This is a genomic window from Spirilliplanes yamanashiensis (assembly GCF_016863475.1).
Classification (GTDB): Bacteria; Actinomycetota; Actinomycetes; order Mycobacteriales; family Micromonosporaceae; genus Spirilliplanes; species Spirilliplanes yamanashiensis.
In genome coordinates this window covers 136,806-160,004 of the sequence record NZ_BOOY01000025.1, presented here as the reverse complement: position 1 = coordinate 160,004, position 23,199 = coordinate 136,806, and the positions used below count along the sequence as shown (strand labels likewise).

At 74.5% G+C, this 23,199-nt stretch carries 23 protein-coding genes; 11 read left to right on the top strand and 12 right to left on the bottom strand.

Annotated features, from left to right (window positions below; translation table 11 throughout):
* Positions 1-32 precede the first annotated feature (32 nt).
* A complete protein-coding gene (rfbB, locus tag Sya03_RS16305) occupies positions 33-968 on the top strand; it encodes a dTDP-glucose 4,6-dehydratase (RefSeq protein WP_203939151.1) in 936 nt (311 codons plus the stop codon).
* On the opposite strand, the gene Sya03_RS16300 is transcribed toward rfbB, so the two are convergent.
* From Sya03_RS16300 to Sya03_RS16290, 3 genes are read right to left on the bottom strand one after another with little or no spacing between them, the layout of a single operon-like run.
* Positions 938-2,101 (bottom strand): alkaline phosphatase PhoX, encoded by a 1,164-nt coding sequence (locus tag Sya03_RS16300; RefSeq protein WP_203939150.1) that lies wholly within the window; start codon positions 2,099-2,101, stop codon positions 938-940. The two genes, rfbB and Sya03_RS16300, sit on opposite strands and share 31 nt — an antisense overlap.
* 39 nt (positions 2,102-2,140) lie before the next feature.
* Positions 2,141-2,503, bottom strand: coding sequence for a VOC family protein (locus Sya03_RS16295; RefSeq protein WP_239107581.1), 363 nt, complete (start codon positions 2,501-2,503; stop codon positions 2,141-2,143).
* A gap of 13 nt (positions 2,504-2,516) precedes the next feature.
* Complete coding sequence (locus Sya03_RS16290; protein ID WP_203939149.1) at positions 2,517-3,056, bottom strand: hypothetical protein; 540 nt, start codon at positions 3,054-3,056, stop codon at positions 2,517-2,519.
* Between the two features lie 138 nt (positions 3,057-3,194).
* On the opposite strand from Sya03_RS16290, the gene Sya03_RS16285 reads away from it, so the two are divergent.
* The 3 genes from Sya03_RS16285 (at position 3,195) to Sya03_RS16275 (ending at position 6,473) form a co-directional block, all read left to right on the top strand.
* Complete coding sequence (locus tag Sya03_RS16285; protein WP_203939148.1) at positions 3,195-4,283, top strand: magnesium and cobalt transport protein CorA; 1,089 nt, start codon at positions 3,195-3,197, stop codon at positions 4,281-4,283.
* 517 nt (positions 4,284-4,800) lie between these two features.
* The gene (locus tag Sya03_RS16280; protein ID WP_203939147.1) at positions 4,801-5,718 is read left to right on the top strand and encodes an ABC transporter ATP-binding protein; all 918 of its coding nucleotides are present in this window, start codon (positions 4,801-4,803) and stop codon (positions 5,716-5,718) included.
* A complete protein-coding gene (locus Sya03_RS16275) occupies positions 5,715-6,473 on the top strand; it encodes an ABC transporter permease (protein ID WP_203939146.1) in 759 nt (252 codons plus the stop codon). The genes Sya03_RS16280 and Sya03_RS16275 overlap by 4 nt, the downstream gene beginning before the upstream one ends.
* Here the strand turns inward: Sya03_RS16275 and Sya03_RS16270 are convergent.
* Together Sya03_RS16270 and Sya03_RS16265 are read right to left on the bottom strand one after the other, a co-directional pair.
* Positions 6,433-6,783 (bottom strand): winged helix-turn-helix domain-containing protein, encoded by a 351-nt coding sequence (locus Sya03_RS16270; protein WP_203939145.1) that lies wholly within the window; start codon positions 6,781-6,783, stop codon positions 6,433-6,435. The two genes, Sya03_RS16275 and Sya03_RS16270, sit on opposite strands and share 41 nt — an antisense overlap.
* Entirely contained in the window at positions 6,780-7,232 is a 453-nt protein-coding gene (locus Sya03_RS16265; RefSeq protein WP_203939144.1) for a hypothetical protein, read from the bottom strand. Before Sya03_RS16265 ends, Sya03_RS16270 begins: the two co-directional genes overlap by 4 nt.
* A gap of 55 nt (positions 7,233-7,287) precedes the next feature.
* Between Sya03_RS16265 and Sya03_RS16260 the strand changes: the two genes are divergently transcribed.
* Both Sya03_RS16260 and Sya03_RS16255 read left to right on the top strand, forming a co-directional pair.
* Positions 7,288-8,847, top strand: a complete 1,560-nt coding sequence (locus Sya03_RS16260; protein ID WP_239107580.1) for a glycosyltransferase family 39 protein — start codon at positions 7,288-7,290, stop codon at positions 8,845-8,847.
* A 189-nt stretch (positions 8,848-9,036) separates the two neighbouring features.
* Positions 9,037-9,675 carry a hypothetical protein gene (locus Sya03_RS16255; RefSeq protein ID WP_203939143.1) on the top strand — a complete coding sequence of 213 codons (639 nt, stop codon included), beginning with the start codon at positions 9,037-9,039 and terminating at the stop codon, positions 9,673-9,675.
* Here Sya03_RS16255 and Sya03_RS16250 read toward each other — a convergent pair whose 3' ends face one another.
* Positions 9,676-10,245 (bottom strand): DUF1684 domain-containing protein, encoded by a 570-nt coding sequence (locus tag Sya03_RS16250; RefSeq protein ID WP_203939142.1) that lies wholly within the window; start codon positions 10,243-10,245, stop codon positions 9,676-9,678. It abuts the gene before it with no gap.
* Complete coding sequence (locus Sya03_RS16245; protein ID WP_203939141.1) at positions 10,242-12,422, bottom strand: carbohydrate-binding protein; 2,181 nt, start codon at positions 12,420-12,422, stop codon at positions 10,242-10,244. Before Sya03_RS16245 ends, Sya03_RS16250 begins: the two co-directional genes overlap by 4 nt.
* A gap of 73 nt (positions 12,423-12,495) precedes the next feature.
* Here Sya03_RS16245 and Sya03_RS16240 point away from each other — a divergent pair, with 73 nt between their 5' ends.
* Positions 12,496-13,137, top strand: coding sequence for an NAD(P)H-binding protein (locus tag Sya03_RS16240; RefSeq protein WP_203939140.1), 642 nt, complete (start codon positions 12,496-12,498; stop codon positions 13,135-13,137).
* Here the strand turns inward: Sya03_RS16240 and Sya03_RS16235 are convergent.
* Positions 13,126-14,028, bottom strand: coding sequence for an NAD(+)/NADH kinase (locus Sya03_RS16235; RefSeq protein WP_203939139.1), 903 nt, complete (start codon positions 14,026-14,028; stop codon positions 13,126-13,128). The genes Sya03_RS16240 and Sya03_RS16235 overlap by 12 nt on opposite strands.
* Before the next feature lie 138 nt (positions 14,029-14,166).
* On the opposite strand from Sya03_RS16235, the gene Sya03_RS16230 reads away from it, so the two are divergent.
* A complete protein-coding gene (locus tag Sya03_RS16230) occupies positions 14,167-16,083 on the top strand; it encodes a hypothetical protein (RefSeq protein ID WP_203939138.1) in 1,917 nt (638 codons plus the stop codon).
* Here Sya03_RS16230 and Sya03_RS16225 read toward each other — a convergent pair.
* Positions 16,076-16,714, bottom strand: a complete 639-nt coding sequence (locus Sya03_RS16225) for a LuxR C-terminal-related transcriptional regulator (RefSeq protein ID WP_203939137.1) — start codon at positions 16,712-16,714, stop codon at positions 16,076-16,078. The two genes, Sya03_RS16230 and Sya03_RS16225, sit on opposite strands and share 8 nt — an antisense overlap.
* A gap of 259 nt (positions 16,715-16,973) precedes the next feature.
* Between Sya03_RS16225 and Sya03_RS16220 the strand changes: the two genes are divergently transcribed.
* The 3 genes from Sya03_RS16220 (at position 16,974) to Sya03_RS16210 (ending at position 20,576) form a co-directional block, all read left to right on the top strand.
* Positions 16,974-18,116, top strand: a complete 1,143-nt coding sequence (locus Sya03_RS16220; RefSeq protein ID WP_203939136.1) for a hypothetical protein — start codon at positions 16,974-16,976, stop codon at positions 18,114-18,116.
* Positions 18,116-19,417, top strand: a complete 1,302-nt coding sequence (locus tag Sya03_RS16215; protein WP_203939135.1) for a peptidoglycan-binding protein — start codon at positions 18,116-18,118, stop codon at positions 19,415-19,417. The genes Sya03_RS16220 and Sya03_RS16215 overlap by 1 nt, the downstream gene beginning before the upstream one ends.
* Positions 19,418-19,580: 163 nt before the next feature.
* On the top strand, positions 19,581-20,576 hold the full coding sequence (locus Sya03_RS16210) for a zinc-dependent alcohol dehydrogenase family protein (protein WP_203939134.1): 996 nt from the start codon (positions 19,581-19,583) through the stop codon (positions 20,574-20,576).
* 28 nt (positions 20,577-20,604) lie between these two features.
* On the opposite strand, the gene Sya03_RS16205 is transcribed toward Sya03_RS16210, so the two are convergent.
* Genes Sya03_RS16205 through Sya03_RS16195 form a run of 3 tightly spaced genes read right to left on the bottom strand, consistent with a single transcriptional unit; the run spans position 20,605 to position 23,185 of the window.
* Positions 20,605-21,396: an ABC transporter permease gene (locus Sya03_RS16205; RefSeq protein WP_239107597.1), complete on the bottom strand. Its 792-nt coding sequence runs from the start codon at positions 21,394-21,396 to the stop codon at positions 20,605-20,607.
* Between the two features lie 5 nt (positions 21,397-21,401).
* Positions 21,402-22,187, bottom strand: coding sequence for an ABC transporter permease (locus Sya03_RS16200; RefSeq protein WP_203939133.1), 786 nt, complete (start codon positions 22,185-22,187; stop codon positions 21,402-21,404).
* Positions 22,184-23,185: an ABC transporter ATP-binding protein gene (locus Sya03_RS16195; protein ID WP_203939132.1), complete on the bottom strand. Its 1,002-nt coding sequence runs from the start codon at positions 23,183-23,185 to the stop codon at positions 22,184-22,186. The genes Sya03_RS16200 and Sya03_RS16195 overlap by 4 nt, the downstream gene beginning before the upstream one ends.
* Between the last annotated feature and the right edge of the window lie 14 nt (positions 23,186-23,199).

The window sequence follows — 23,199 nt, the reverse complement described above, 5'->3', positions numbered from 1 at the left end:
GCCGGCGCCGCCCGCAGTACCCTGATCACGCCATGCGGATCCTGGTCACCGGCGGCGCCGGCTTCATCGGCTCGGCGCTCGTCCGGGTGCTGCTGCGCGACGACGACGCCCACGTCACCGTGCTGGACGCGCTCACCTACGCCGGCGACCGGGCCAACCTGCCGGACGACCCGCGGCTGGCGTTCGTGCACGGCGACATCACCGACGGCCGCACGGTGGACCGGCTCGTCGCCGGGGCCGACGCCGTGGTCAACGCCGCCGCCGAGACGCACGTCGACCGGTCCATCGCGCACGCCGCCCCGTTCGTCACCACCAATGTGCTCGGCACCCAGGTGCTGCTCGACGCGGCGCTGCGGCACGGCACCGCGCGGTTCCTGCAGGTCTCGACCGACGAGGTGTACGGCAGCATCGAGCGCGGCTCGTGGGACGAGTCCGCCCCCGTGGCGCCCCGGTCGCCGTACTCCGCCAGCAAGGCCGCGGGCGACCTGCTGGCGCTGGCCTACCACCGCACCCACGGGCTGCCCGTGGTCGTCACCCGCGGCGCGAACACGTTCGGGCCGCGGCAGCACCCCGAGAAGCTCATCCCCCGGTTCGTCACGCGGCTGCTCGCGGGCCGCACGGTGCCGGTGTACGGCGACGGCGGCCAGGTGCGCGAGTGGGTGCACGCCGACGACCACGCCCGGGCGATCGCCCTGGTGCTGGCGGGCGGGCGCCCCGGCGAGGTCTACCACGTCGGCGCGGGCGTCGAGCTGACCAACCTGGAGCTGACCCACCGGCTGCTGGAGCTGTGCGGCGCCGGGCCGGACCGCATCGAGCACGTCGCCGACCGCAAGGGCCACGACCGGCGGTACTCGCTGGACACCACGAGGATCCGCACCGAGCTGGGCTTCCGCCCGGCGGTCGACTTCGCCGCCGGGCTGGCCGCCACCGTCGAGCACTACCGCCGGAAGGGCCCCGTCACGCAGTAGGTGATGCCGCCCGACGACGAGCCGGACGTGCCCCGCTGCGACGAGAAGTAGAGCCGGTCGCCCGCCGGCGTGAACGCCGGGCCGGTCAGCTCGCTGGCCGACTGGCCGGTGACGCGCAGGAACGCGTACACCTTGTCGTCCGGGGTGATCACGCAGATCTCCATGGTGCCGCCGTCCTCGGCGACGAACAGCTCGCCGCCCGGCCCGCCGGTGATGTTGTCGACGCCGGTCAGCGGCGCCGGGCCCGGGTTGACCAGGTTGTCGTCGTAGGCCAGCTCGAACCGCTGGTTGACCACGTCGAGCTGCCACACCCGGTTGTCGCCCTTGGTGGTGAACCAGACGGTGCCGTTGGCGTAGTGGCAGCCCTCGCCGCCGTTGAACACCTTCGCGCCGGCCACCTGGCGGCGGGTCGGGGTGGGCGAGCCGTCCGGGTCGGGCACGGCCTGCCAGGTGAACGAGCCGCTGGTGCCGGAGCCCGCCACGAGCACCTGCAGCGCCCCGGCCGACAGGTCGCCCCAGCGGTACGGCAGGAACCGGTAGAACCGCCCGTCGGGCTGGTCCTCGGTCAGGTAGATGACGCGGCGGCCGTCGTCGGCGGCCGCGGCCTCGTGCTTGAACCGGCCCATCGCCGGGCGCACCTGGGCGGCGGCGCCGGTCAGCGGGTACGTCTCCCACACCCGCCCGAGGTCGATCTCCTCGCAGGACAGCCAGGTGTTCCACGGGGTGCGGCCGCCCGCGCAGTTGGTCGAGGTGCCGCCCAGGATGCGCCCGGCCGCGCGCACCGTGCCGTCGGCGTTGAAGTCGATCTTCGACGCGCCGCCGCCGCTCGCGGCCGGCACCTCGGAGTTCGACACGTACGTCCAGCCGGTGCCGTTGGCGAACACCGCGCCGCCGTCGGGCGCCTGGTGCCAGACGTAGCTCGTGCCGGGCACCGCGCGGCCCGACCGGGCGATCACCCGGCTGGTGAACCCGGCGGGCAGCTGGATGCCGTTCGCGTCGGCGGCGCGCAGCGCGCCGTAGGGGCCGGGAGCGTTCTGCGCCGGGGCGCCGTACGCGGCCGACCAGGTGGTGAAGGGGAGCGCCATCGCGCCCGCGCCCATGACGGTGGTCCGGAGCATCGTCCGCCTGTCCATGTCGGACATTCAACCCGGCGCGGGTGACGCGGGACCCAATTACAGGAAAAGACAGAACGGATGGCCGGCCGGGTCCAGGTAGACCCGGACGTCGTCCTGCGGCTGGAACGGCGCGAGCGTGGCACCGGCCGCGACCGCGTGCGCCCCGGCCTCGGCCAGGTCGTCGACCTTGATGTCGAGGTGCATCTGCATGGGGGTGTCGCCGGGTCCGGCGGGCCAGGCCGGGGGCACGTACGCGGCCTCGGTCTGGAACGACAGCGCCGGCCCGCCGCCCGGGTTGACCAGCGTGACCCAGTCGGGCTCGTCCTGCACGCGGCGCCAGCCGAGCAGCCGCTCGTAGAAGGCGGCGAGCTTGTCGGCGCTCGGTGCGTCCAGGACGGTGGCCTTGAGTTCCAGTCGCACGGTGGGCTCCTCCCTAGCTGTGGTGCCCGGTGTAGTACCCACCGTGGCGCTCGGCGAGCGCGGCCAGTTCCTCCTCGCGGTCCCGGAACGCCGGGTCGGGCGGCAGCTCGGTGAACGTGACGGCGACCAGCCAGGTGTCGGCGGGCCCGGCGGGCGCCGGCGCGCCGTCCGGCCCGACGGTGAACGCGTCGCGGCCCGGCCGGGCCCGCCCGTCGCGCCCGCCCAGGGTCGTGGCCTCGGCGAGGAACGCGCGGGCCGCCCCCTCGCCGGGCAGGACGGCGTCGTGCACCACCGCCCGGGGGCCGGGGTCGGGGTAGGCGTCGCCGAGGCCCATCGCCCAGTGCATGCGCCGGGCCAGGTCGGCGAGCAGGGCGTTCACCTCGCCCTTCGAGGCGCCCGGCGGCAGCAGCTGGTCGGTGGCGAGCCGCCGGGCGAGGAAGGCGTGCATCCGGTCGGGCAGCTGGTCGCGCTGGAGCGCGCCCGAGACGCACTGGAGCACCGCGAACAGGGCGGACAGGTCCGGTTCGGGCAGGGCGCGGCGGCGGCGATCCACGAGATCACCGTAACCGCACGACAACGCCCGAAAAGGGGCACTTCGTGGATCCCGCCCGCCCGGCCGACTTCGGGGCGACCCGCGACCGCCCGCGGGCCCGGGCGTCGTACGGTGACCGCCGGAGAACGAGGAGGCGGCATGGCGCGTCGGGGTCTGCTGGTGTCGGTGGTGTCGCGGCTGCTGCCGCGGGAGCGTCCGGAGCCGCCCGCCGGGCCGCCGCGCCCGCAGCCGGCCGCGGTGGTCGACTGCGCCGTGTACGCCGACGGGCGGCGGCTGCCCGGCCGCCCGCACTGGGCCGACGCGATCCGGCAGGCCCGCCGCCGCCGGGGCGCGTTCGTGTGGCTCGGGCTGCACGAGCCCGACGCGGCCCTGATGCGCGCCGTCGGCGCCGCGTACGGGCTGCACGAGCTGACCGTGGGCCAGGCGGTCGCCGCCGGGCACCGGCCCGCCGCCGAGCGGCACGGCGAGGCCACCCTGCTGGTGCTGCGCACCGCCGCGTACGTGGCGCAGGGCGAGCTGACCGCCACCAGCGAGGTGGTGGACACCGGCGACGTCATGGTCCTGCTCGGCGACGACTTCGCGATCACCGTCCGGCACGGGGCCCCGGGCGCCCTGTCCGAGGTGCGTGCCGGCCTGGAGGCGCAGCCCGCGGTGCTGGCCGCCGGCCCCTGGTCGGTGGCGTACGCCGTCCTGGACCGGATGGTCGGCTCCTACCTGGAGGTCGCCGAGCACCTCCAGGGCGACCTGGAGGACGTCGAGGAGGCCGTGTTCGGCGACCAGCGCGGCGCCGAGATCGCGCACATGTACCAGTTCAAGCGGGAGCTGGTGGAGTTCAAGCGGGCGGTGCTGCCGCTGCACCCGCACATGCAGTCGCTGCTGGACGACCACGGCGCGGACATCCCGCCCGCGCTGCACCGCTACGTCGGCCACGTCGCCGGGCGGCTGGGCAAGGCGGTGGACCGGCTGACCGGCCTCGACGAGCTGCTCAACTCGATCCTGCAGGCCCGGCTGGCGCAGGTGTCGATCGACCAGAACAACGACATGCGCAAGATCGCCTCGTGGGCCGCCATCGCCGCCGCGCAGACCGCCATCGCGGGGGTGTACGGCATGAACTTCGCCGACATGCCGGAGCTGACCTGGCGGTACGGCTACTACGGGGTGCTGCTGCTGATGGCGTTGGTGGCGGTGGCCCTGCACCGCTCGTTCCGCCGGTCCGGCTGGCTCTGACGGGGTCGTCCGCCGCACGCCGGGCACATGCCGCACGGCCTGCTCGGCATGGTGGTCCTGCCGCAGGTCGGCATCGTTTTCCTCGTCGTCGCGTTCTTCGCCCGCATCCCGGGCGGCGTGAGTTCGCCGCCATCACGTTCGGGCCGATCGTGCTCCAGGTCGCGCCGGTCTTCGTGGCGTTCGGCGCCTCGATCGTCGGCGCCCTGCACGGGCTCAACGCGCTGGCCCTGCCGGCCGCCGCCGTGCCGGCCGCGAGCCGGGTCGCCCGGATGGACCGCGCCGCCGCCGCCGGCCCGGCCGAGGCCCCGCGCCGGTGGGCTCGTCGCCGACAACCCCCGCATCCGGGCCGACCACTGCCGCAACCTGCCGCACGCGGCCGAGGGGCTGCTCGCGCACCTCGCGTACGCCGGGGTCGGCTCGTCGTTCCAGGTGGGCGGGCGGCACGGCAACCGGCCCGAATGACGGGCCCGGCCGCCGCGTCTACTACCATCCGTAGTCGTCGGCCGGGGAGGTGAGCGTGCGGGAGACACCGGCGTTGAGCGTCGCCGGGGTCGTGGTGCGCTACGGCGAGACCACCGCCCTCGACGGCGTCGACCTGCGGCTGGAACGCGGCACCGTGCTGTCCCTGCTCGGCCCGAACGGCGCCGGCAAGACCAGCCTGCTGCAGGTGTGCGAGGGCTACCGGCGGCCCGACGGCGGCACCGTCGAGGTGCTGGGCGCCGACCCGCACACCGCCCGCGGCTGGCTGATGCCCCGCGTCGGCATCATGCTCCAGGGCGGCGGGCTGCACCCGTCCGCGCGCGCCGGTGAGCTGCTGAAACTGTTCGCGTCGTACGCGGCCAACCCGCTCGACCTCGACATGCTGGTCGAGCGCCTGGAGCTGGGCCGGTTCCTCGGCACCCGGTACCGGCGGCTGTCCGGCGGCGAGCAGCAGCGGCTGGCGCTCGCGCTGGCCGTCGTGGGCCGGCCCGAGCTGGTGTTCCTCGACGAGCCCACGGCCGGCATGGACGCCCAGGCCCGCCGCGCCACCTGGGACATCATCCGGGCGCTGCGCCACGACGGCGTGTCCGTGCTGCTCACCACCCACCTGCTCGACGAGGCCGAGAAGCTCGCCGACGACGTGGTCATCATCCGCCGCGGCGAGGTCATCGCCACCGGCACGCCGCAGCAGCTCACCGCGGCCGCCGGCATCGAGAGCCTGCACGTGGACGCCGACCCGGGCCTGGCCGTGGCCACCGCCGCGCTGCCCGGCGACGCGGCGATCACCGAGGAGATCCCCGGCCGGTACACGGTCACCGGGCGGGTCGACGCCGCCGTCGCCGCCGCGGTGCTGGGCTGGTTCGCGGCGCAGGGCGCCCACGTCACCGCCGTGCAGAGCCGGCGGCGCACCCTGGAGGACGTGTTCCTCGAGGTCACCCTGGAGGGCGCCCGATGAGCTCCGGCACGTTCACCCCGGCCCCCGGGCGCGCGCCCACGGCCACGCTGCTGGCGAAGCACACCCGCTTCGAGATCATGCTGACCGCCCGCCGCGGCGAGGCGCTGGTGCTGAGCATGGCGGTGCCGGTGGTGGCGATGCTGGCGGCCGGGCTCACCGACGTCATCCGCATCCCCGGCGACGACCGGCTCGGCTGGGTGGTGCCCGGGGCGCTCGCGCTCACCGTCATGTCGACGGCGCTCACCGGCCAGGCCATCACCGTCGGCTACGAGCGCTTCTACGGCGTCCTGAAGCGGCTGGGCGCGTCCCCGCTGAGCCGCAGCGGCCTGCTCGTCAGCAAGACCGCGGCCATCTTCGCGCTGGTGCTCGTGCAGGCCCTGGTGGTGGCGGCGGTGGGCGTGGCGGTCGGCTGGCGCCCGCACCTCGGCGGGCTCGCCGGGGCGGTCGGCGTCACCCTGCTGGCGACGATCGCGTACAGCGGCATCGCCCTGGTGCTGGCCAGCGTGCTGCGGCCGGAGACCACGACGGCGGCCGCCACCCTGCTGTACGCGGTGATGCTGGCCGGCGGCGGCGCGATCTTCCCGATCCCCGGGCTGAGCGGCGCGGGCCTGCTGGTGCCGGTGGCCGCGCACGCCGAGGGGCTGCGCGCCGCCCTGCTCGACAACGCGGCGGTCCCGGCGGGCTGCTGGTACGCGCTGGGCCTGTGGTCGGTGGTCAGCGTGTACCTGGCGGCGCGGACGTTCCGCTGGGAGTAGGGCCGAGCCGCTCGCCGGCCGCCGCGACGATCGCGTTGAGGGCGGCGACGTGGGCCGTGAACGCCGCGCGCCCGGCCGGGGTCAGCGCCAGCCAGGTGCGCGGCCGGCGTCCCGCGTAGCCCTTGCGGACTTGCACGTAGCCGACCGCCTCCAGGGCGGCGGCCTGCTTGGACAGGTGCGAGTCGGTGAGCCCGACGGCGTCGCGGACGGCGCCGAACTCGGCCTCCTCGGCGCCGGCCAGGAACGCCACGATCGACAGCCGGGTGGTGGTGGCGAGGTGCGGGTCGGGCTGGGGGGCGGGCCCGGTCACCGGCGGGGCCACCGGTTGGCGACGAGGGCGAACAGGACGAGGTAGGCCGACGCGACCACCGACGGGATGAGGTTCGGCATCGACGTGTGCTCCTCCGCCAGATCGAAGGCGTAGAGGGTCACGACGACGCCGAGCGCGAGGCCGACCACCAGCCGCACCCACCAGCCCGCGCCGAGGGCGGCGAGCCGCGGCCTGATCGGCCGGAAGTGGTTCGCGACGAACATGCCGACGGGGTACAGCACGCAGACGACGAGGTACGCCGCCCGGCTGACCGGGGTGGTGGGCAGCTCGCGCAGCAGGCCGGTGGCCAGCAGCCAGCCCACGGTCACGGCGAGCGGCCAGAACGGCAGCGGGCGCACGGCGCCGGTGAGCTGGCGGCGGCGCAGCGCGACGTCGTCGAGCGCGGCCCGGGCCTGCTCGGGCGTGTACTCCACACTTCTGCTTTCCATGTGGAAAGCATATGCCGACTGTCAAGAGCAACGCGGCCGTGCCATAGTTGCCGCCGTGCGCAGGTGGTGGGTGTGGCTCGTCGTGGCCGCCCTCCTCGGCGGGATGGCCGCCGCGATGGTCACCACCGCCGTCCGGCAGACCCCCACCATCGACGAGCCCGTGTACGTGGCGACCGCCGTCGTCTACACCGAGCAGCACAGCCTGCGCTACAACCCCGAACACCCGCCGCTCGGCAAGCTGATCGTCGCGGCCGGGCTGGCGTTCACCGGCGCGCACCTCGACCCGGACTTCCGCGGCAACCAGACGGCGCTCGGGCGCCGCCTGCTCTACGAGTCCGGCCACGACCCGCACCGGCTCATGCTCGCCGCCCGGCTGCCGGTCATCGCGCTGACGCTGCTGTTCGGCCTGGTGGTGTTCCTGTTCGCCCGCGACCTGACGAACCCGGTCGGCGGGCTGCTGGCGTGCGCGCTGTACGCGTTCTCCCCCGACGTCGTCGCCCACGGCTCCCTCGCCACCCTCGACGTGCCCGCCGCCGGCTTCCTGCTCACCTCGGTGTGGCTGCTGTGGCGGGCCACCGAGCGCCCCGCCCTGCACCTGGCCCTCGCCGGGGCGGCGCTCGGCGCGGCCTGCGCCACGAAGGCGAGCATGCTCGTCGCCGTGCCGGTGCTGCTGGCCCTCGCGGCGTGGCGCGGCGGGCGGCGCCGCTGGTGGCTGGCCGGGGTGTTCGCCGCGGCCGCCGTCGCCGTCGTGTGGGCGAGCTACCTGGCCGTCGACCCGCAGCTGCGCTGGACCCCGCCGCCGAACCTGCCGGCGGTGCCCGGCCTGCGCGGCCTCGCCCTCGACCTGCTGCCGTTCCCCCGGGCGTACGCCGACGGCATGCGCATCCAGCTCGGCTTCGAGGACCGCACCTACGGCGGCTTCCTGTTCGGCCGCGAGTACCGCGGCTCGCTCTGGTACTACCTGCCCGCGGCCGTGCTGGTGAAGACCCCGCTCGGCGCGCTGGCCCTGTGGGCGGCGGGCGCGGTCACCCTGCTCGCCGTGCGCCGGCTGCGCCCGGCGGCGCCGTTCGTGCTGGCCCCCGCCGCGGTCCTCAGCGTCGCCGCCGTCTTCGGCGCCCGCGACTACGGCACCCGCTACGTCATCGTCCTGCCGATGTTCCTCGCCGTCGCCGCGGCCGCCGTGGTGCTGCTGCGGTGGCGGTGGGCGCCCGCCGCGGCGGCCGCGCTCGCCGGGTTCGTGGCGGTCAGCTCGGCGCTCACCTTCCCGCACTACCTGCCGTACGCCAACGAGGCCTTCGGCGGCCCGGCCCGCACCTCCCGGCACCTGCACGACTCCAACGTCGACTGGGGCCAGGACCTCGGGCTGCTCGCCGCCCACCTGCGCGAGCACTACCCGGGCGAACCGGTGTGGCTCGTCTACAAGGGCGCCGGCTCCCCCGCCTGGTACGGCCTGCCGACCGACGACCCGACCCGGGTCCCGCCCGGCCGGGTCCGCGGCCTGCTCGTCGTCTCGGACAGCCGGGTGGCCCGGCCGGGCGCGAAGCTGGCGGCGCTGCTGCGCGACGCCGACGAGATCGACGACGTCGGCCACTCGATCACGATCTTCCGCCGCTGACGCCCGTCCGGGCCGCGTTGAACCGGCGGCATGGCCCGGGCGGACGATCGCTTGATCGGCGCGCCCCGGCACCCGATGGTCCCTTTCTCGGCCCGGCGCGGCGCCCGGGCCAGCGACGATGCCGGCGGCACCGCGACCGGCGCCGTCGGGCGCCTACCGGGCGCCCGGCGCGCGCCATACGCTCCGCCCGTGACGAACCGCCCGATCCACGATCAGCGCGCGCCCGTGTACCGCGGCACCATCCCGGTGCAGTACCCCGGACCCCGGCCCACCCGGCACGGCGGGCCGCCCACCGAAGAGGACACCCGGTCGAGGAAGGCGCTGTTCTGGACGGTGGTCGGCTCCGTGGCCGGGGCGGCCAGCCTGGCGGTGGCGATCTTCGTCTACGTCGTCCCGCCGGCCGGGGGCGGCGGGGGTGGCGGGGGTGGCGGGGGTGGCGGGGTCGTCGGCGGCAGCGCGGACCCCGGCACCGGCGGTGCGGCCCGGCAGCAGTACATCGCCGCCGCCGACCGGATCTGCCAGGGCGCCGCGGCCGAGATCGCGAAGCTGGAGGGCGAGACCGACCCGCTGGAGAAGACGCGCAAGCAGCTCCGGGTGGTCGAGTCCATGATGTTCCAGTGGGAGGCGCTGCCCCCGCCCGCCGCCGACGCGCGCGAGGTCGGCTCGATCCAGGAGAACGCCCGCCGGTCCATCTCGCTGCAGCGCGACGCGTTCGACGCGCTGCGGCGCGGGGACACCGCGAACGCCGACCGGATCCTGGAGCGCAGCCAGGGCCTGATCGACGTCCAGCTGTCCCGCGCCCGGGACTACGGCTTCCGGATCTGCTGATCAGCGGTACGTGCGCTCGCCCGCCCGGATCGGCGCCGTGACGCGGTTCTCCGGCGGGGCCAGCGGGCAGAGCCAGCGGTCGTCGTACGCGCAGGACGGGTTGTAGGCGTAGTTGACGTCGAGCCGCACCGTCGAGCCGCGCAGTTCCACCCCGCGGCCGTGGGTGCCCTTCACCGTGTCGGTCAGGTAGCGGCCGCCGCCGTAGGTCTCGGCGCCGCTGGTGCCGTCGCGCAGCGGCAGGAACAGCCCGCCGCCGTACGCGGCGTACCACCACAGGCTCAGCTCGCCCCACGGGGTGTCGAGCACGCCGACGCGGTCGTAGCGGACCACGCCGTCCGGGCCGGCGGTGTCGATCTCCAGCCGGCCCGGCTCGTCGCGCAGCGGCGCCTCGCACACGCCGTCGTCGGTGGGCGGGAAGTAGCGCAGGCCCGTGAAGCCGGCGCCCACCGGCGACTGCGGGTGCGTCGCGAACAGCTCGTCGCGGCGGCGGCGGAACTCGGGCAGGTCCGCGTCGGACAGGTACAGCCGGGCCACGGCGGCCCGCCAGTCGGCGAGCTCGAAGGCGGTCACGCCCCCGACGTTAGCCGCAGATAGTCCAGGTTGAAGCCGCCCGTCTCGCACCACACCGTCAGTTCCTGGTCGCCGGCCGGCAGCTCGACGGTCGTGGTGACGGTCCGCCAGGCGCCCCAGCCGCCGGTGTCGGGCACGTCGGCGGTGGCCAGCACTGTGTCGCCGGAGCGCAGGCTGATCGCGCCGGGCGCGGGCGCGCCGGTGCCGTTGGCGACGCGCAGCTCGACGGCGTACGTGCCGGCCTCGGCGACGTCGATCCGGTAGCGCAGCCAGTTGCCGGGGGCGGTCCAGCCGACGTTCTTCCCGCCGCTGGCGGCCGGGTTGGTCTCGACGAAGTTGACGCCCTCGGTCCAGCCGTTCTGCGCCGTGTACGACTCGGCCTCGACCCGCACGCCGACCGGTGCGCCGCGCGGCGCCACGGTGAGCTGGACGGCGACCTCGTCGTGGGCGGCGCCGTCGGCGACCCGGAAGCGCAGGGTGCTGGTGCCGGCGACCGTCGGCCGGATGGTGACGAGCCCGGTGCCGCCGTCGACGGTCACGCCCGGCGGCAGGTCGACCGCGTAGTAGCCGAGCCGGTCGCGGTCGCGGTCGGTGGCGGTCAGCCGCAGGGTGGCCGTGCCGAACTGGTCGGCCGTGACGGCGGCCGGGGCGCGCAGCACAGGGGCGTGGTTGCGGTGCCCGGACGGTGCGTCCGCCCGCCAGCGGAAGGTGGCGTACGCCCCGGCGGGGACGGTGGCGACGAACGAGCGCCCGGCGAGGGCGACGCGCACCCGCCGCGGGGCGTCGTTCGTGTTGCCGACGACGGCCACCCAGTCGCGGCCCTTGCGGAACACCGCGTTGCCGATGCCGGCCGCGGTGGCGCTGGACGCGACCCGCACGTGCCCCGGGTCGAGGTACCGGGCGAACTGGCCCAGCGCGTACAGCTCGTCGCGGACGGTGAAGTCGCGGGCGGTGGTGTCCACGGTGACCAGCCGGTTCGGCCACTTGCTGGTGCGGCCGACCTCGGCCCAGTCGACGTCGTTGTCGCGGGAGTTCGTCCAGTGCAGCGTGCCGCCGTCCTGGTCGGTGGTCTGCGCCCACATGACGTACGAGCTGACGTCGAGGCGCAGGTAGTCGAGCACCGTGGCGGGCGAGCGGTCGCTGGTCTCGGTCATGTGGACCGGCTTGCCGAACTCCTCGTACGCCTCGCGCATGACCGCCGGGTCGCCCCAGTACGGGTGGAATGCGATGCCGTCGCTCGCCGCCCGCACCCGCGGGTCGCCGAAGATCCGGTGGTAGTTCTTCGTCTCGGTGCTGTTCGGGTCGCGCCAGTCCCAGAAGTTGAAGTCGTGCACGTACAGGCCGGTGCGCAGGCCGGCGCGGCGGAACTCGCGCTTCATGGCGAGCGCGAGCCGCTGCTGCTGCTCGATCGAGATGTCCATGGCCGGGTAGACGACGTCCATGCCGGGCTCGTTGAGCAGCGTCAGCGCGTCGACGTGGATGCCGAGCCGGGCGTACGCCTGGACGAACTTGACGTAGTAGCGGGCGAACACGTCGATGCAGTCGTCGCGCAGCTTGCCGACCTGGTAGTACGCGGTCGTGCTGCCGGGCAGCAGCGCCACCTCGCCGGTGAACCGGTTGTTGGTCTTCATCCAGGCGGGCGCGCTCCACGCGGACGCGAAGAACGTGGCCCGCGGGTTGTACTTCTGGATCAGCTTGATCGTGTCGACGATGTGGGTGTCGATGTCGCGCTGGATCGAGAAGTGCTGCAGTCCGAAGTCCTCGGTCACGCCGGGCGGCAGGTCGTCGTAGGACCAGAACGGCAGGTGCTCGATGAGGTCGGGGCTGCCGATGGTGAGCCGGAACCGGTCGAACCCGGCCCCGTGCCGCGGGTCGACCAGCAGGCGGACGGCCTCCTCCCGCTTGGCGGGCGTGAGCTTCCACAGGTTGGACACGCTGGTCTCGTCGAGGGAGAAGCCGATGCCGCTGTAGCGCTGGCGGGTCTCGCTGGGGTCGACGACGACGGTGGCGTCGGCGTCGCCGCGCGCCGACACGGGCAGCGGCTGCCAGGCCCGGCCGGCGCCCGCCGAGTACGTGGCGGCGACCGCCGGTCCGCCCGCCTCGGCCGGTGAGCCCGCCGCCAGCATCGTGGCCGTCATCGTGGCGGCGGTGAGCGCCGCGGTCATCGTTCGCCTCATCGGAGCACCGTTCCACAGCGGTTAATTCACGGTCCAGATCATCGCGGTTCCGGAACTGCGCATACTGGGTCCCATGAGGGTGGTCGTCTTCGGCGCGACGGGCATGGTCGGTCAGGGTGTGCTGCGCGAGTCGCTGCTCGCGGCCGACGTGGAACGGGTGACGGTGGTCGGGCGCACCGCGACGGGAGTGCGGCACCCGAAGCTGCACGAGATCCGGCACACCGACTTCACCGATTTCACGCCGATCGCCGGCGAGCTGGCCGGTCACGACGCGGTGTTCTGGTGCCTCGGCGTCAGCTCGGTCGGCATGAGCGAGGCCGACTACACCCGGGTGACCTACGACTACACGGTCGCGGCGGCGCGGGTGTTCGACCCCGGGACCACGACGTTCGTGTACGTCAGCGGGGCGGGCACGAACGAGCACGGGCGGCAGATGTGGGCCCGGGTCAAGGGCCGCACCGAGCGGTACGTGCTGGACCGGTTCCCGCGCGGCTACGCGCTGCGCCCCGGCTTCGTCCAGCCGGTGCACGGCGTCCGCTCGAAGACGCGGCTGTACCAGTCGCACCTGACGATGACGGCGCCGCTGCACCCGCTGATCCGCCGCCTGGCGCCGAACGCGACGACGAGCACCGCCGACGTCGGCCGGACGATGGTGCGGCTGGCCCGGGTGGGCTCGCCGGACCGGGTGCTCGGCAACCGGCAGCTAGTGGGCTGAGGTGTCGGCCTCGTAGAGCCGGCGCAGTTCCTCGGGCGGCAGCGGCAGGTCCTGGAGGCTGAGCTTCACGGCGGTGCGCCGGCCGTGGTCGGCGGGGTCGAACCGGACCAGCCGGCCGGCGCCGGGCACGTACTCGACGTGGACGGTGTCGCCCGCCCCGACCTCGGCGACGACGGCGCCGTCGGCCTCCAGCGCCATCCGGGCGCCCTGCACGGTGAACTCGAGCGGTTCGCGCGGCGTGACGACGAGCGCCCGGTCGGGCCCGGCGATGGGCGCGACGGGCGTGACGCACATGACCTCGGCCTGCGGCGACACCAGCGGCCCGCCGGCGGCGTAGTTGTAGGCGGTGGAGCCCATCGCGGTGGCCACCACGAGGGCGTCGCACCGGTACGCGGCGAACGTCTGCCCCTGCACGCCGAGCCTCAGGGTGCCGAAGCCCTGCCCGGGCAGCCGCACCAGCGCGACGTCGTTGAAGGCCAGGTTCTCGGCGGTGGGCTCGCCGCCGTCCTTCACCACCCGCAGCGCGGGCCGGCTGTCGACGCTGAAGTCGCCGCGGGCGAGCCGGTCGAGGGCGGCGGTGAGCCGGCCGGGCCCGATCTCGGCGAGGAAGCCGACGGTGCCGCGGTTGACGCCGAGCACGGGGACGTCGCGGCGGGCGACGAGCCGCAGGGCGCCGAGGATGGTGCCGTCGCCGCCGATGGCCACGACGCCGTTCACCTCGGGCAGCTCGGCGGGGCCGACGGTGGTGACCTCGGGCGGCAGGCCGGGCCGGGCGAGCGCGACGACCTCGACGCCGAGGCCGGCCGCCCAGGTCAGGACCTGCCGGACCTCGGGCGTGGTGTCCCTGGTCGGGTGCAGGACGAGGCCGAGCCGATATGTGCCGGTGCCCATGGGATCACACCATAGGGCCGATTCGGCCGGGCGGCCGCGCACGCGCCGCGAGCGGGAAGTTATACGTATTAGAGCCTTGACCCCCTCCGGCGGCCCCGACGACACTCGCCCTCACCGCCGCCGTATGGGAGTCCGTCGATGTCACCTCGCGTCACCCGCCGCGCCCTGATCGCCGCCGCCGGCGCCGCCGCCCTGGCGCCCGCGACGACGTTCGCCGCCCCCGCGCGGGCCGCGGTGCCCGGCACGCCCCTGGCCCCGATCGCCGCGCTGCCGCCGGGCGCCCCCGCCCGCCACCTCTTCAGCCAGGCCGAGCAGCGGTTCGCCCGCTACCTGGCCACCCTGCCCGGCATCGTCAACGACATCGACACCGGCACGAACCCCGACACGTACGGCCACCTCGCCGGCGGCTGGTCGCGCACCCCGGCCGGGCCGACGAACGCCCGCGTGCAGGAGCACGTGTTCACGATGAGCTGGTACCTCGCCAACCCGCGGGCCTGGAACCCGTACCACCGCGACCCGGCGCTGCTGGCCCGCCTCGACGCGGCGCTGTTCCACTACCTGCGGCTGCAGCACGCCGACGGCTCGTTCCCCGAGTACAGCGGCACCGAGCACGGCCTGGCCCCCACCGGCTTCGGCATCGGCTACCTGGCGAGGACGCTGGAGAACCTGCGCCGCGCCGACGTCTTGCCGGAGACCCGCGGGCGCGTCGGGACCGCGCTGCGCAGGGCCGTCGGCTGGCTGCTCGACCGCGACAACCCGATCTGGGACGTCCCGGTCGAGTGGTCCAACCAGGTCTGCGCCGGGCTGGCCGGCACCGCGATCACGCTGCAACTGCTGCCCGATTCCGCGATGCGGGCGGCGTTCACCGAGCGGATGGCCTACTTCGCGCGGTACGCGCAGAGCCCCGCCGGCTTCTTCTACGACCCGACCGGCTCCGACATCAACTACAACTTCGAGGTCATGCTGCCCGAGCTGGCCGAGCTGTACCTGCGCAGCGGCAACGCCGACGCCGTGCGGATGGCCCGGCTGTTCGCCGAGTGGTTCGGCCACCAGATGCTGCGCGAGCCCGACGGCTCCGGCTGGCTCACCTACTACGCCGTCAGCGCGCGCACCGCCTCGGCCGCCTACGACGAGACGATCGGCGACGAGGACCGGCAGACGCTCGGCTCGGCGTTCATCCCGGTGGTGCCGGACCTGGCCGCGTTCTACACCAGCCGCGAGGACAAGGCCGCCGCCCGCGCCGCCTGGGCCGCCGAGCCCGGCCCCGCGCCGGCGCTGCCCAAGGGCGACACGTCGCCGCGGATCGTCGCGCACGCCACCTACCCCGAGCGGCTGCCGTCGCGGGCCGCGAAGCAGGCGGCCGTCGCCCGGCTGCCGTACCTGCGCAGCACCGACTTCGCCGAGGTGCGCGACGACGAGCTGACCGGCCAGCAGTACCTGTACGTGCGCCGCCCCGGCTACTACCTGGGCGCGTTCTTCGGCCCCCGGCCGACCACCACCGTCAAGGCCGGGCCCGGCTTCCTGTGGCACCCGGCGGCGGGCACGCTCGTCCACGCGCAGCAGACCACCACCGGCGCCTGGGGCACCGCGACCGGCGGCGTCCCCGACGCGGCGAGCACCCTGACCGCCGAGTACCTGCACGGCACGGCGCGCTGGACGGGCGCGCGGATCACGCCCGGCGGCACGCCGGTGGTGGTCCGCTACCGCACGACGACGGGCGTCGCGACGACGCTGACCCTGGACCGCACCGGCCTCACCCGGGCGGTGCGGGCGCCGGGCGCGGCCACCGAGCAGGTGCCCCTGGTGCTGCTGCCGACCGACACGGTGACGTTCGCCGACGGCACCCCGGTCGGCTACGACACGAACGCCGGCGCGACCGCCACCGGCCTGGTGCTGCGCCGCGGCGCCACCACGCTGACCGTCTCGTGGGGCACCCCGCTCGCCGCCACCGTCGGCACCTCGTCGCGCACGTACCTGCGCGACGGCCGGCGGCGCGTCCACGTGCTGCGGGTGCCGCACGGCGGGTCGCTCGACGTGCGCTACGCGGTCAGCTGAGCGGCGGCGGGTCGTACGCCCGCGCCGTGGCCTCGGCGCGGGTCGAGACCTGCAACTTCTCGAAGATGTTGTGCACGTGGTTCTTCACGGTGGCGACCGTGATGCTCAGCAGGCCGGCGATCTCCCGGTTGGACAGTCCGTCGGTCACGAACGTGAGGATCTCCAGCTCCCGCGGGGTCAGCCGGGCGCCCAGCACGGTCAGCCGGCGCTCCGCGGCGAGCGTGCCGACGCGCCGGATCAGCGCGCCCGCGATGCGCGGCGGGCAGTGCAGCTCGTCGCGGGCGACGCTCTCGATCGTGGCGACGAGGTCGGCCATCGTGCCGTTGCGGGTCAGGTAGCCGGAGGCGCCCGCCTCCGCGCAGGCCACGATCTCGCCCTCGGTCTCGCTGACGCCGAGCACCACCACGCGCAGCCCGCCGTCCGCCGACGGCGACGCGGTCAGGCCCGTCGCCCCCTCCAGGTTGGGCGCGTCGACGAGCATCACCGCCGGCCGGTACTCCGTCAGGTCGGCGCCGAGGCGGGAGCAGCGCGGGGCGGTGCCGCAGACGCGCATGCCCGGCGCGCCGCCGAGCGCGGTGACCAGCGCCTCCCGGTACACCGCCACCTCGGCGACGACAAAAAGATTGATCATTCGCTCGCCGCCCGGTCGCTCCGCGCCTTCTGACGCTACGCGATCCGTTCTGTCCCGGCATGTCGCCCTTCCGACCACGAAGGTGGCCGTCCGCCGTTGCGCCGCCGCAGCACGCGGACACAGCCCTCCGTCGATCGGCGGACCGAGACGATCGCGCCCCGGGTCCACGGATACCTGGCCCCCGGCGCTCCATTCACCTGCGGGGTTCGCCGGCCGCAGGATCGAGGGACACCACCCGGCCAGCCGAAGGGGAACCGTCATGGCCACCGCAACCCAGGCACCGCGCCGCGCGCCGCGACCCAGCACGACCGCGACCCGCACCACGCGCTCCACCGCGACCACCGCGCCGGCGGCCCCGGCCGCGTCCGAGATGGACGACGACCTCGTCCCGCGCTTCCTGAACTTCCTGCTGCCCGCCGTCACGGCGGCGGCCGGCCACCTCGTGCCCAAGATCGCGCCGCAGGTCGGCGGCGCCATCGGCGGCCTGTTCGGCGGCAACGGCGCGCAGATCGGCTCCGGCGTCGGCGGCGCGATCGGCAACGTCGTGGGCGGCCTGTTCGGCGGCCGCGCCGTCGCCGCCGCGCCGCTCGACGTGATGCTCGCCAACGAGCAGCTCAGCCGCGCCCTCGACGAGCAGCAGACCATGCAGGTCGTCACCACGATCACCCAGCAGTGCGCGCCGGCCGTCCTGGCGGCCGTGCAGCAGACGATGGCCGACCGCAGCGCCCGCGGCGAGACCGGCGACGTCGACGACGAGACGATGGAGCGCGGCTGGGGCTTCCTGACCTCGGTGATCGCCGACGAGGTGATCAAGCTGGCGCCGGCCGCCATCCAGGCCGCCACCAAGGCGCTCGGCAGCGTCGTCGGCAGCCGCGACGTCGACGAGTTCACCCCGCTCGTGGTCGACACCGAGATGACCCAGCGGTTCGTGCTGCCGACGCTGCAGTCGCTCGTGACCGGCGTGCAGCAGGTGCTGCCGCAGCTGTTCACGCTCGTCAGCGGCAGCCGGGCGACGCCGCGCGACACCGGCATCTCCTGGCAGGACCTGCAGGCCACCAAGCGGCTGTGGGACAACGACAACATCGCCGCGCAGGACCTGCAGCCCCTCGACAACCCCGACGAGATCGAGATCGTGCTGGAGCTCGCCCCGCACAAGACGTGGTGGAAGGGCATCCAGCTGCAGGACGACAACGGCGGGTTCATCGCCGAGATCGGCGTGCAGGACCGCACCAAGACGGCGTCCGTCCGGGTCCGCGCCGACCAGCTGCTCTCCCCCGGCGGGTACCTGGTCTTCATGAAGGCCAAGGCGTTCGGCGTGCACACCGGCATGTACCGGCTCGCCACCGGCGGGCTCGACCAGCTGCGCGGCCACCGGGCGCACTTCTTCTGGTACGCGGACTGATGGGCACGCTGTCCTGGGGCTCGACCGGGGACGAGGTGGTCAAGCTCCAGCAGATGCTCGCCGACCTCGGCCACTACGCCGGCCCGCTCGACGGGCGGTTCGGCCCCCTCACCCGGGCCGCGGTGCAGGCGTTCCAGCGCGCCGCGGGCCTGCCCGCCGACGGCATCGTCGGGCCCCGCACCTGGGCCGCGCTGGCGGACGTGCCGCAGGAGCCGGGCGGTGGCGGGCCGGTCGGCGGCGGGGAACCGGCGCAGCCGGTCCCGGCGGGCGACGACCGCGCCGTGTCGCTGCACATCGGCGTCAACCGCGTCGACCCGGCCCGCTACGGCGGCTGGGACGGCGCCCTGAGCGGCTGCGAGAACGACGCCCGCACAATGACGGCGATCGCCACGGCGGAGGGCTTCACCACCCGGCAGCTGTTCACCCGGCAGGCGACGGTCGCCAACGTCCTCGCCGCGATCGCCGACGCGGCGGCGCGGCTCACCGCCGGCGGCACGTTCCTGCTCACCTACGCCGGCCACGGCGGCCAGGTGCAGGACGCCGGCACGGACGAGGACGACCGGCAGGACGAGACGTGGGTGCTGTTCGACCGGCAGCTGCTGGACGACGAGATCAACCTCGCGCTGGCGGACTTCCGGCCGGGCGTGCACGTGGTGACCGTGTCGGACAGCTGCCACAGCGGCACGGTCACCCGCTCCCTGCGCGACCCCGTCCAGCGGGCCGTCGCCGACCTCAAGCGAGCGTTCTACACCGGCCTGGCGGTCGCCCGGCCGGGCCCGGGGGAACCGGCCGTGACGGCGTTCCCGCGCCCGGCCGCCGCGGCCCGGCAGCTCGCCGTGCGGGCGGCGGTCCGCTCGGGCCCGCTGCGCTTCCCCGGTCAGCGGCCGACCGGCGACGGCGGCCGCAACGGCGGGGTGGCGACGCTCGACCGCCCGGCCGGCGTGACGGACGACGTGGTCACCCGGGAGATCCCGCTGCTGACCAACCTGGAGGTCAACGAGCTCCAGGCCGGCGAGCTGGCGGCCGCCCGGGCCCGTTCGCGCGGGGCGCGCGCCCTGGTGCGGGCCAATTGCCTGCACCTGTCCGGCTGCGAGGACAGCCAGCTGTCGCAGGAGACCGGCGGCCGTGGCGTCTTCACGACCGCGCTGGAGCGCACCTGGGCCGGCGGCGCGTTCGCCGGCACCTACCCGGCGTTCCACCGGGCGATCGTGGCGCAGCTGGGCCCGACCCAGACGCCGTGCATCGACACGTTCGGCGGCGACCCCGCCGCGCTGGCCGCACGCACGCCGTTCGACACCTGACCCACCACCGGACGCGGGCCCGCCACCGTCGTGGCGGGCCCGCCCGCGCGCGCCCCGCGCCCGGCTTCGCGCATCCCGCACGCGCCCGTCGTGCCCGCGGCGACCGCGCCGGGGCTGCGGTGTGATGGGTCTTCGCCCCCGATCCGTCCGAGGGAGCCGCCACGTGAAGGCAGCCGTCATCGCCGAGCCCGGCACGATCGAGATCCGGACCGTGCCGGACCCGGCGCCCGGCCCGGCCGAGGTGGTGGTGCGGCCGGCCGCGGTCGGGATCTGCGGCACCGACCTGCACATCAACCGGGGCGAGTTCGCGCCGGCGTTCCCGATCGTCCCGGGGCACGAGTTCGCCGGGGAGATCGTCGCGGTGGGCGCCGCCGTCGACGGCCTGCGCGTCGGCGACCGGGTGGCGGTCGACCCGTCGCTGTACTGCGGCTACTGCTACTACTGCAAACGCAACCGCGGCAACCAGTGCGACAACTGGGGCGCGATCGGCGTCACGGTGAGCGGCGGGGCGGCGCAGTACGTGGCCGCGCCGATGGCGAACTGCTTCAAGCTGCCGCCGCACCTGTCCAGCTCGGACGCCGCGCTGATCGAGCCGCTGTCGTGCGCGGTGCGCGGCTTCGACGTGCTGCCGCGCGCCATGGCCGACAGTTACCTGATCTACGGCTCGGGCACGATGGGCCTCATGATGCTGGAGCTGGCCAAGCGGGCGGGCGCCGCCACGGTGTCGGTGGTGGACCTCAACCCGCAGCGGCTGGAGACGGCCCGCCTGCTCGGCTGCACGGCCGCGGTGACCAGCGCCGACGAGCTGGACGCCCCGCGCGGCTGGGACGTGGTCATCGACTGCACCGGCGCCGAGGCGGCGATCCGGGACGCGTTCAGGCGGGTCGGCAAGGGCGGCACTTTCCTGCAGTTCGGCGTGGCGGACTACGACGCCCGGCTGGAGATCGAGCCGTACGAGATCTACCGCCGGGAGATCACCGTGACGGGGTCGATGGCGGTGCTGAACAGCTTCGACCGGGCGGGCGAGCTGATGGCCGCCGGGGTGCTGCGTCCCGACGTGTTCATCAGCCACCGCTTCCCGCTCGACTCGTACGCCGAGGCCCTCGGGCAGTTCGAGGCCGGCGTCGGCCGCAAGATCCTGGTCGAGCCCGGGGGCTGAGGGGCGCCGGGGTGCGGCGCGTCGCGGGCTAGTTGCCCGCGCTCTCGTAGCGCGTCAGGCCGCGGCGGAACACCCAGGCCGCCAGCACCACGCAGTACACCCCGACCAGCGGCGTGAGCAGCCCCAGCCACCCGGTGCCGCCCTCGCCGGTGAGCCAGCTGACCGGGAAGAAGCTGACGAACGCGAACGGCAGCACCACGCCCAGCAGCCCCTTCAGCACCACCGGGTAGATGGCCAGCGGGTAGCGGGCCAGGTCGCCGACCTGGTGCACGGCGAACGCGAACATCGACGTGGGCCCCTCCAGCCAGAAGGTGGTCGCGTTGCAGGCCAGCATGATGCCGACCCGGGCGGCCATGGCGCCGAGGAACAGCAGCACCGCCACCACCGCGGTGGCCGGCGACCAGTCGATGTCGGTGTTGACCAGGCCCGCCACGATCAGCGCGCCGCCGGTGAGCAGGTTGCCGAGGCCGTTGAGGCCGACCTGGCTGCTGAGCGCCTGCAGGGCCACCGGGTACGGCCGCACCAGCAGGTAGTCGAGTTCGCCGTTGTGCTTGAGGTCGGCCAGCCACCACATGCCCTCGAAGAACAGGTTGATGACGCCCTCGGAGAACCCGACCATGCCGAACAGCAGCGCGACGGTCCAGAACGTCCAGCCGTTGATGTCGGGCACCCGCAGGAACACCGCCGCGATGAACACGAAGCCCGCGACCTGGGTCATGGCGGCGCCGAGCGCCATCAGCCAGAAGTCGGCCTCGTACTCCAGCGACGCGCGCAGGTGGGTGCCGAGCAGGCGCAGGTAGAGCCGGATGGTGCGCAGCATCGTCGTCACCCCCCGTGCACCGTGAGCTGCTTGACCGCGCCGCGGAAGGCGAGCCGGGCGCCGAGCCACAGCACGACGATCCAGAACGCCTGCACCGCCACGAGCCGGGCCGCCTCGGCCGCGTCGACCCGGCCGATGAAGATCAGGCCCGGGGTGGACGCGACGCCCGCGAACGGCAGCCACGCCGCGGTCGTGGCCAGCCACGACGGCAGCAGCGCCAGCGGGATCATCATGCCGGACAGCACGGCGACGACGGCCTGCTGCGTCCAGCGGATGCCGTTGTAGTGGTGGGTCCAGAAGCAGCCCAGCCCGGCCACGTACGAGAACAGGAACTTCAGCGGCACGACCAGCAGCATGCTGAGCGCGAACAGCGCGAGCAGCTCCGGCGGCGGCAGCGCGATCGGGCCGGTGAACACCAGCACGCCGGCCCACAGCACCACGGCCACCCCGACCTCGGCGGCGATGCCGCCGACGATCTCGGCGAACCGCGCGAACTGGTAGTCGACCGGCTTGACCAGGTCGAGCGACACCGTGCCCTCGACGATCCGGTACGCCATCCGCCAGTCGGTGAAGCTGGACACGATCATGCCGCAGGTGAAGCCGATCAGCAGGTACGGCCGCATCTCCGCCCAGCCGAAGCCGCCGATCTCCCGCTCGTCGAGCAGCACCCGCCACACCGCGAACAGCGCGATGAGCTGGAAGAACATGCCGAACATGCCCATCAGGAACGTGATCCGGTAGCGCAGCGCCGAGCGCAGCATCGCCCGGGTCAGCGCGAGGTACGGCCTCACCGGGCCATCAGCTCCCCGGAGTAGACCCGCCGCACCACGTCCTCGATGCTCGGCTCGTCGACGTGGAAGTCGACCAGCTCGGCGTGCCCGGCGAGCGCGGCGACCACCTGCCCGGCGGTCATCGCGAACCGGTTGAACCGCACCGAGAACCGCCGCGGCGAGTCGCCCGCCGTGACCGTGGCGCCGGCCAGCGACGCCTGCACGGCGGCGAGCGGCACGTCGGCCGCGGTCTCGACGTGCAGGATGCGCTCGCGGGCGAACTCGTCCTTCAGCGCCGTCAGCGCCCCGTCGAAGATGATCCGCCCGCCGTCGATGATGACCAGCCGCCGGCACACGTCCTCGATGTCGCGCAGGTCGTGGCTGGTCAGCATGATCGTGGTGCCCTCGTCGCGCAGGCTGCGCAGGAACCCGCGGACCCGGTCCTTCACGGCGATGTCGAGGCCGATGGTGGGCTCGTCGAGGTAGACCACCTCGGGGCCGTGGATGAGGGCGGCGGCCAGGTCGGCGCGCATGCGCTGACCCAGCGACAGCCGCCGGCCCAGCGACGGCAGGATCTCGCCCAGCTCCAGCACCTCGTCGAAGCGCTTCAGCCGGCGGGTGTAGGTGGCGCGGTCGATGCCGTACATGTCGCGCAGCACGTCCAGCGAGTCGGCCACCGGCAGGTCCCACCAGAGCTGGGTGCGCTGCCCGAACAGGACGCCGATGCGGTGCGCGTTGGCGATCCGGTCGCGGTGCGGCTCGACGCCGCCGACGCGCACCTCGCCCGCGGTGGGCACGAGGATGCCGCTGAGCAGCTTGACGGTGGTGGACTTACCGGCGCCGTTGGGGCCGACGTACGCCACCGCCTCACCCGCGTCGATCGCCAGGTCGACGTGGTCGACGGCCACCTTCTCGGTGAACCGCCGCACGACCAGCTGGCGCAGCGCGCCCTTGAGGCCGGGTGCCTTGTCCGGCCGGCGGAACACCTTCGTCAGCCCGCGCGCCTCGACCAGCGCCATGCCGCCTCCCCCGT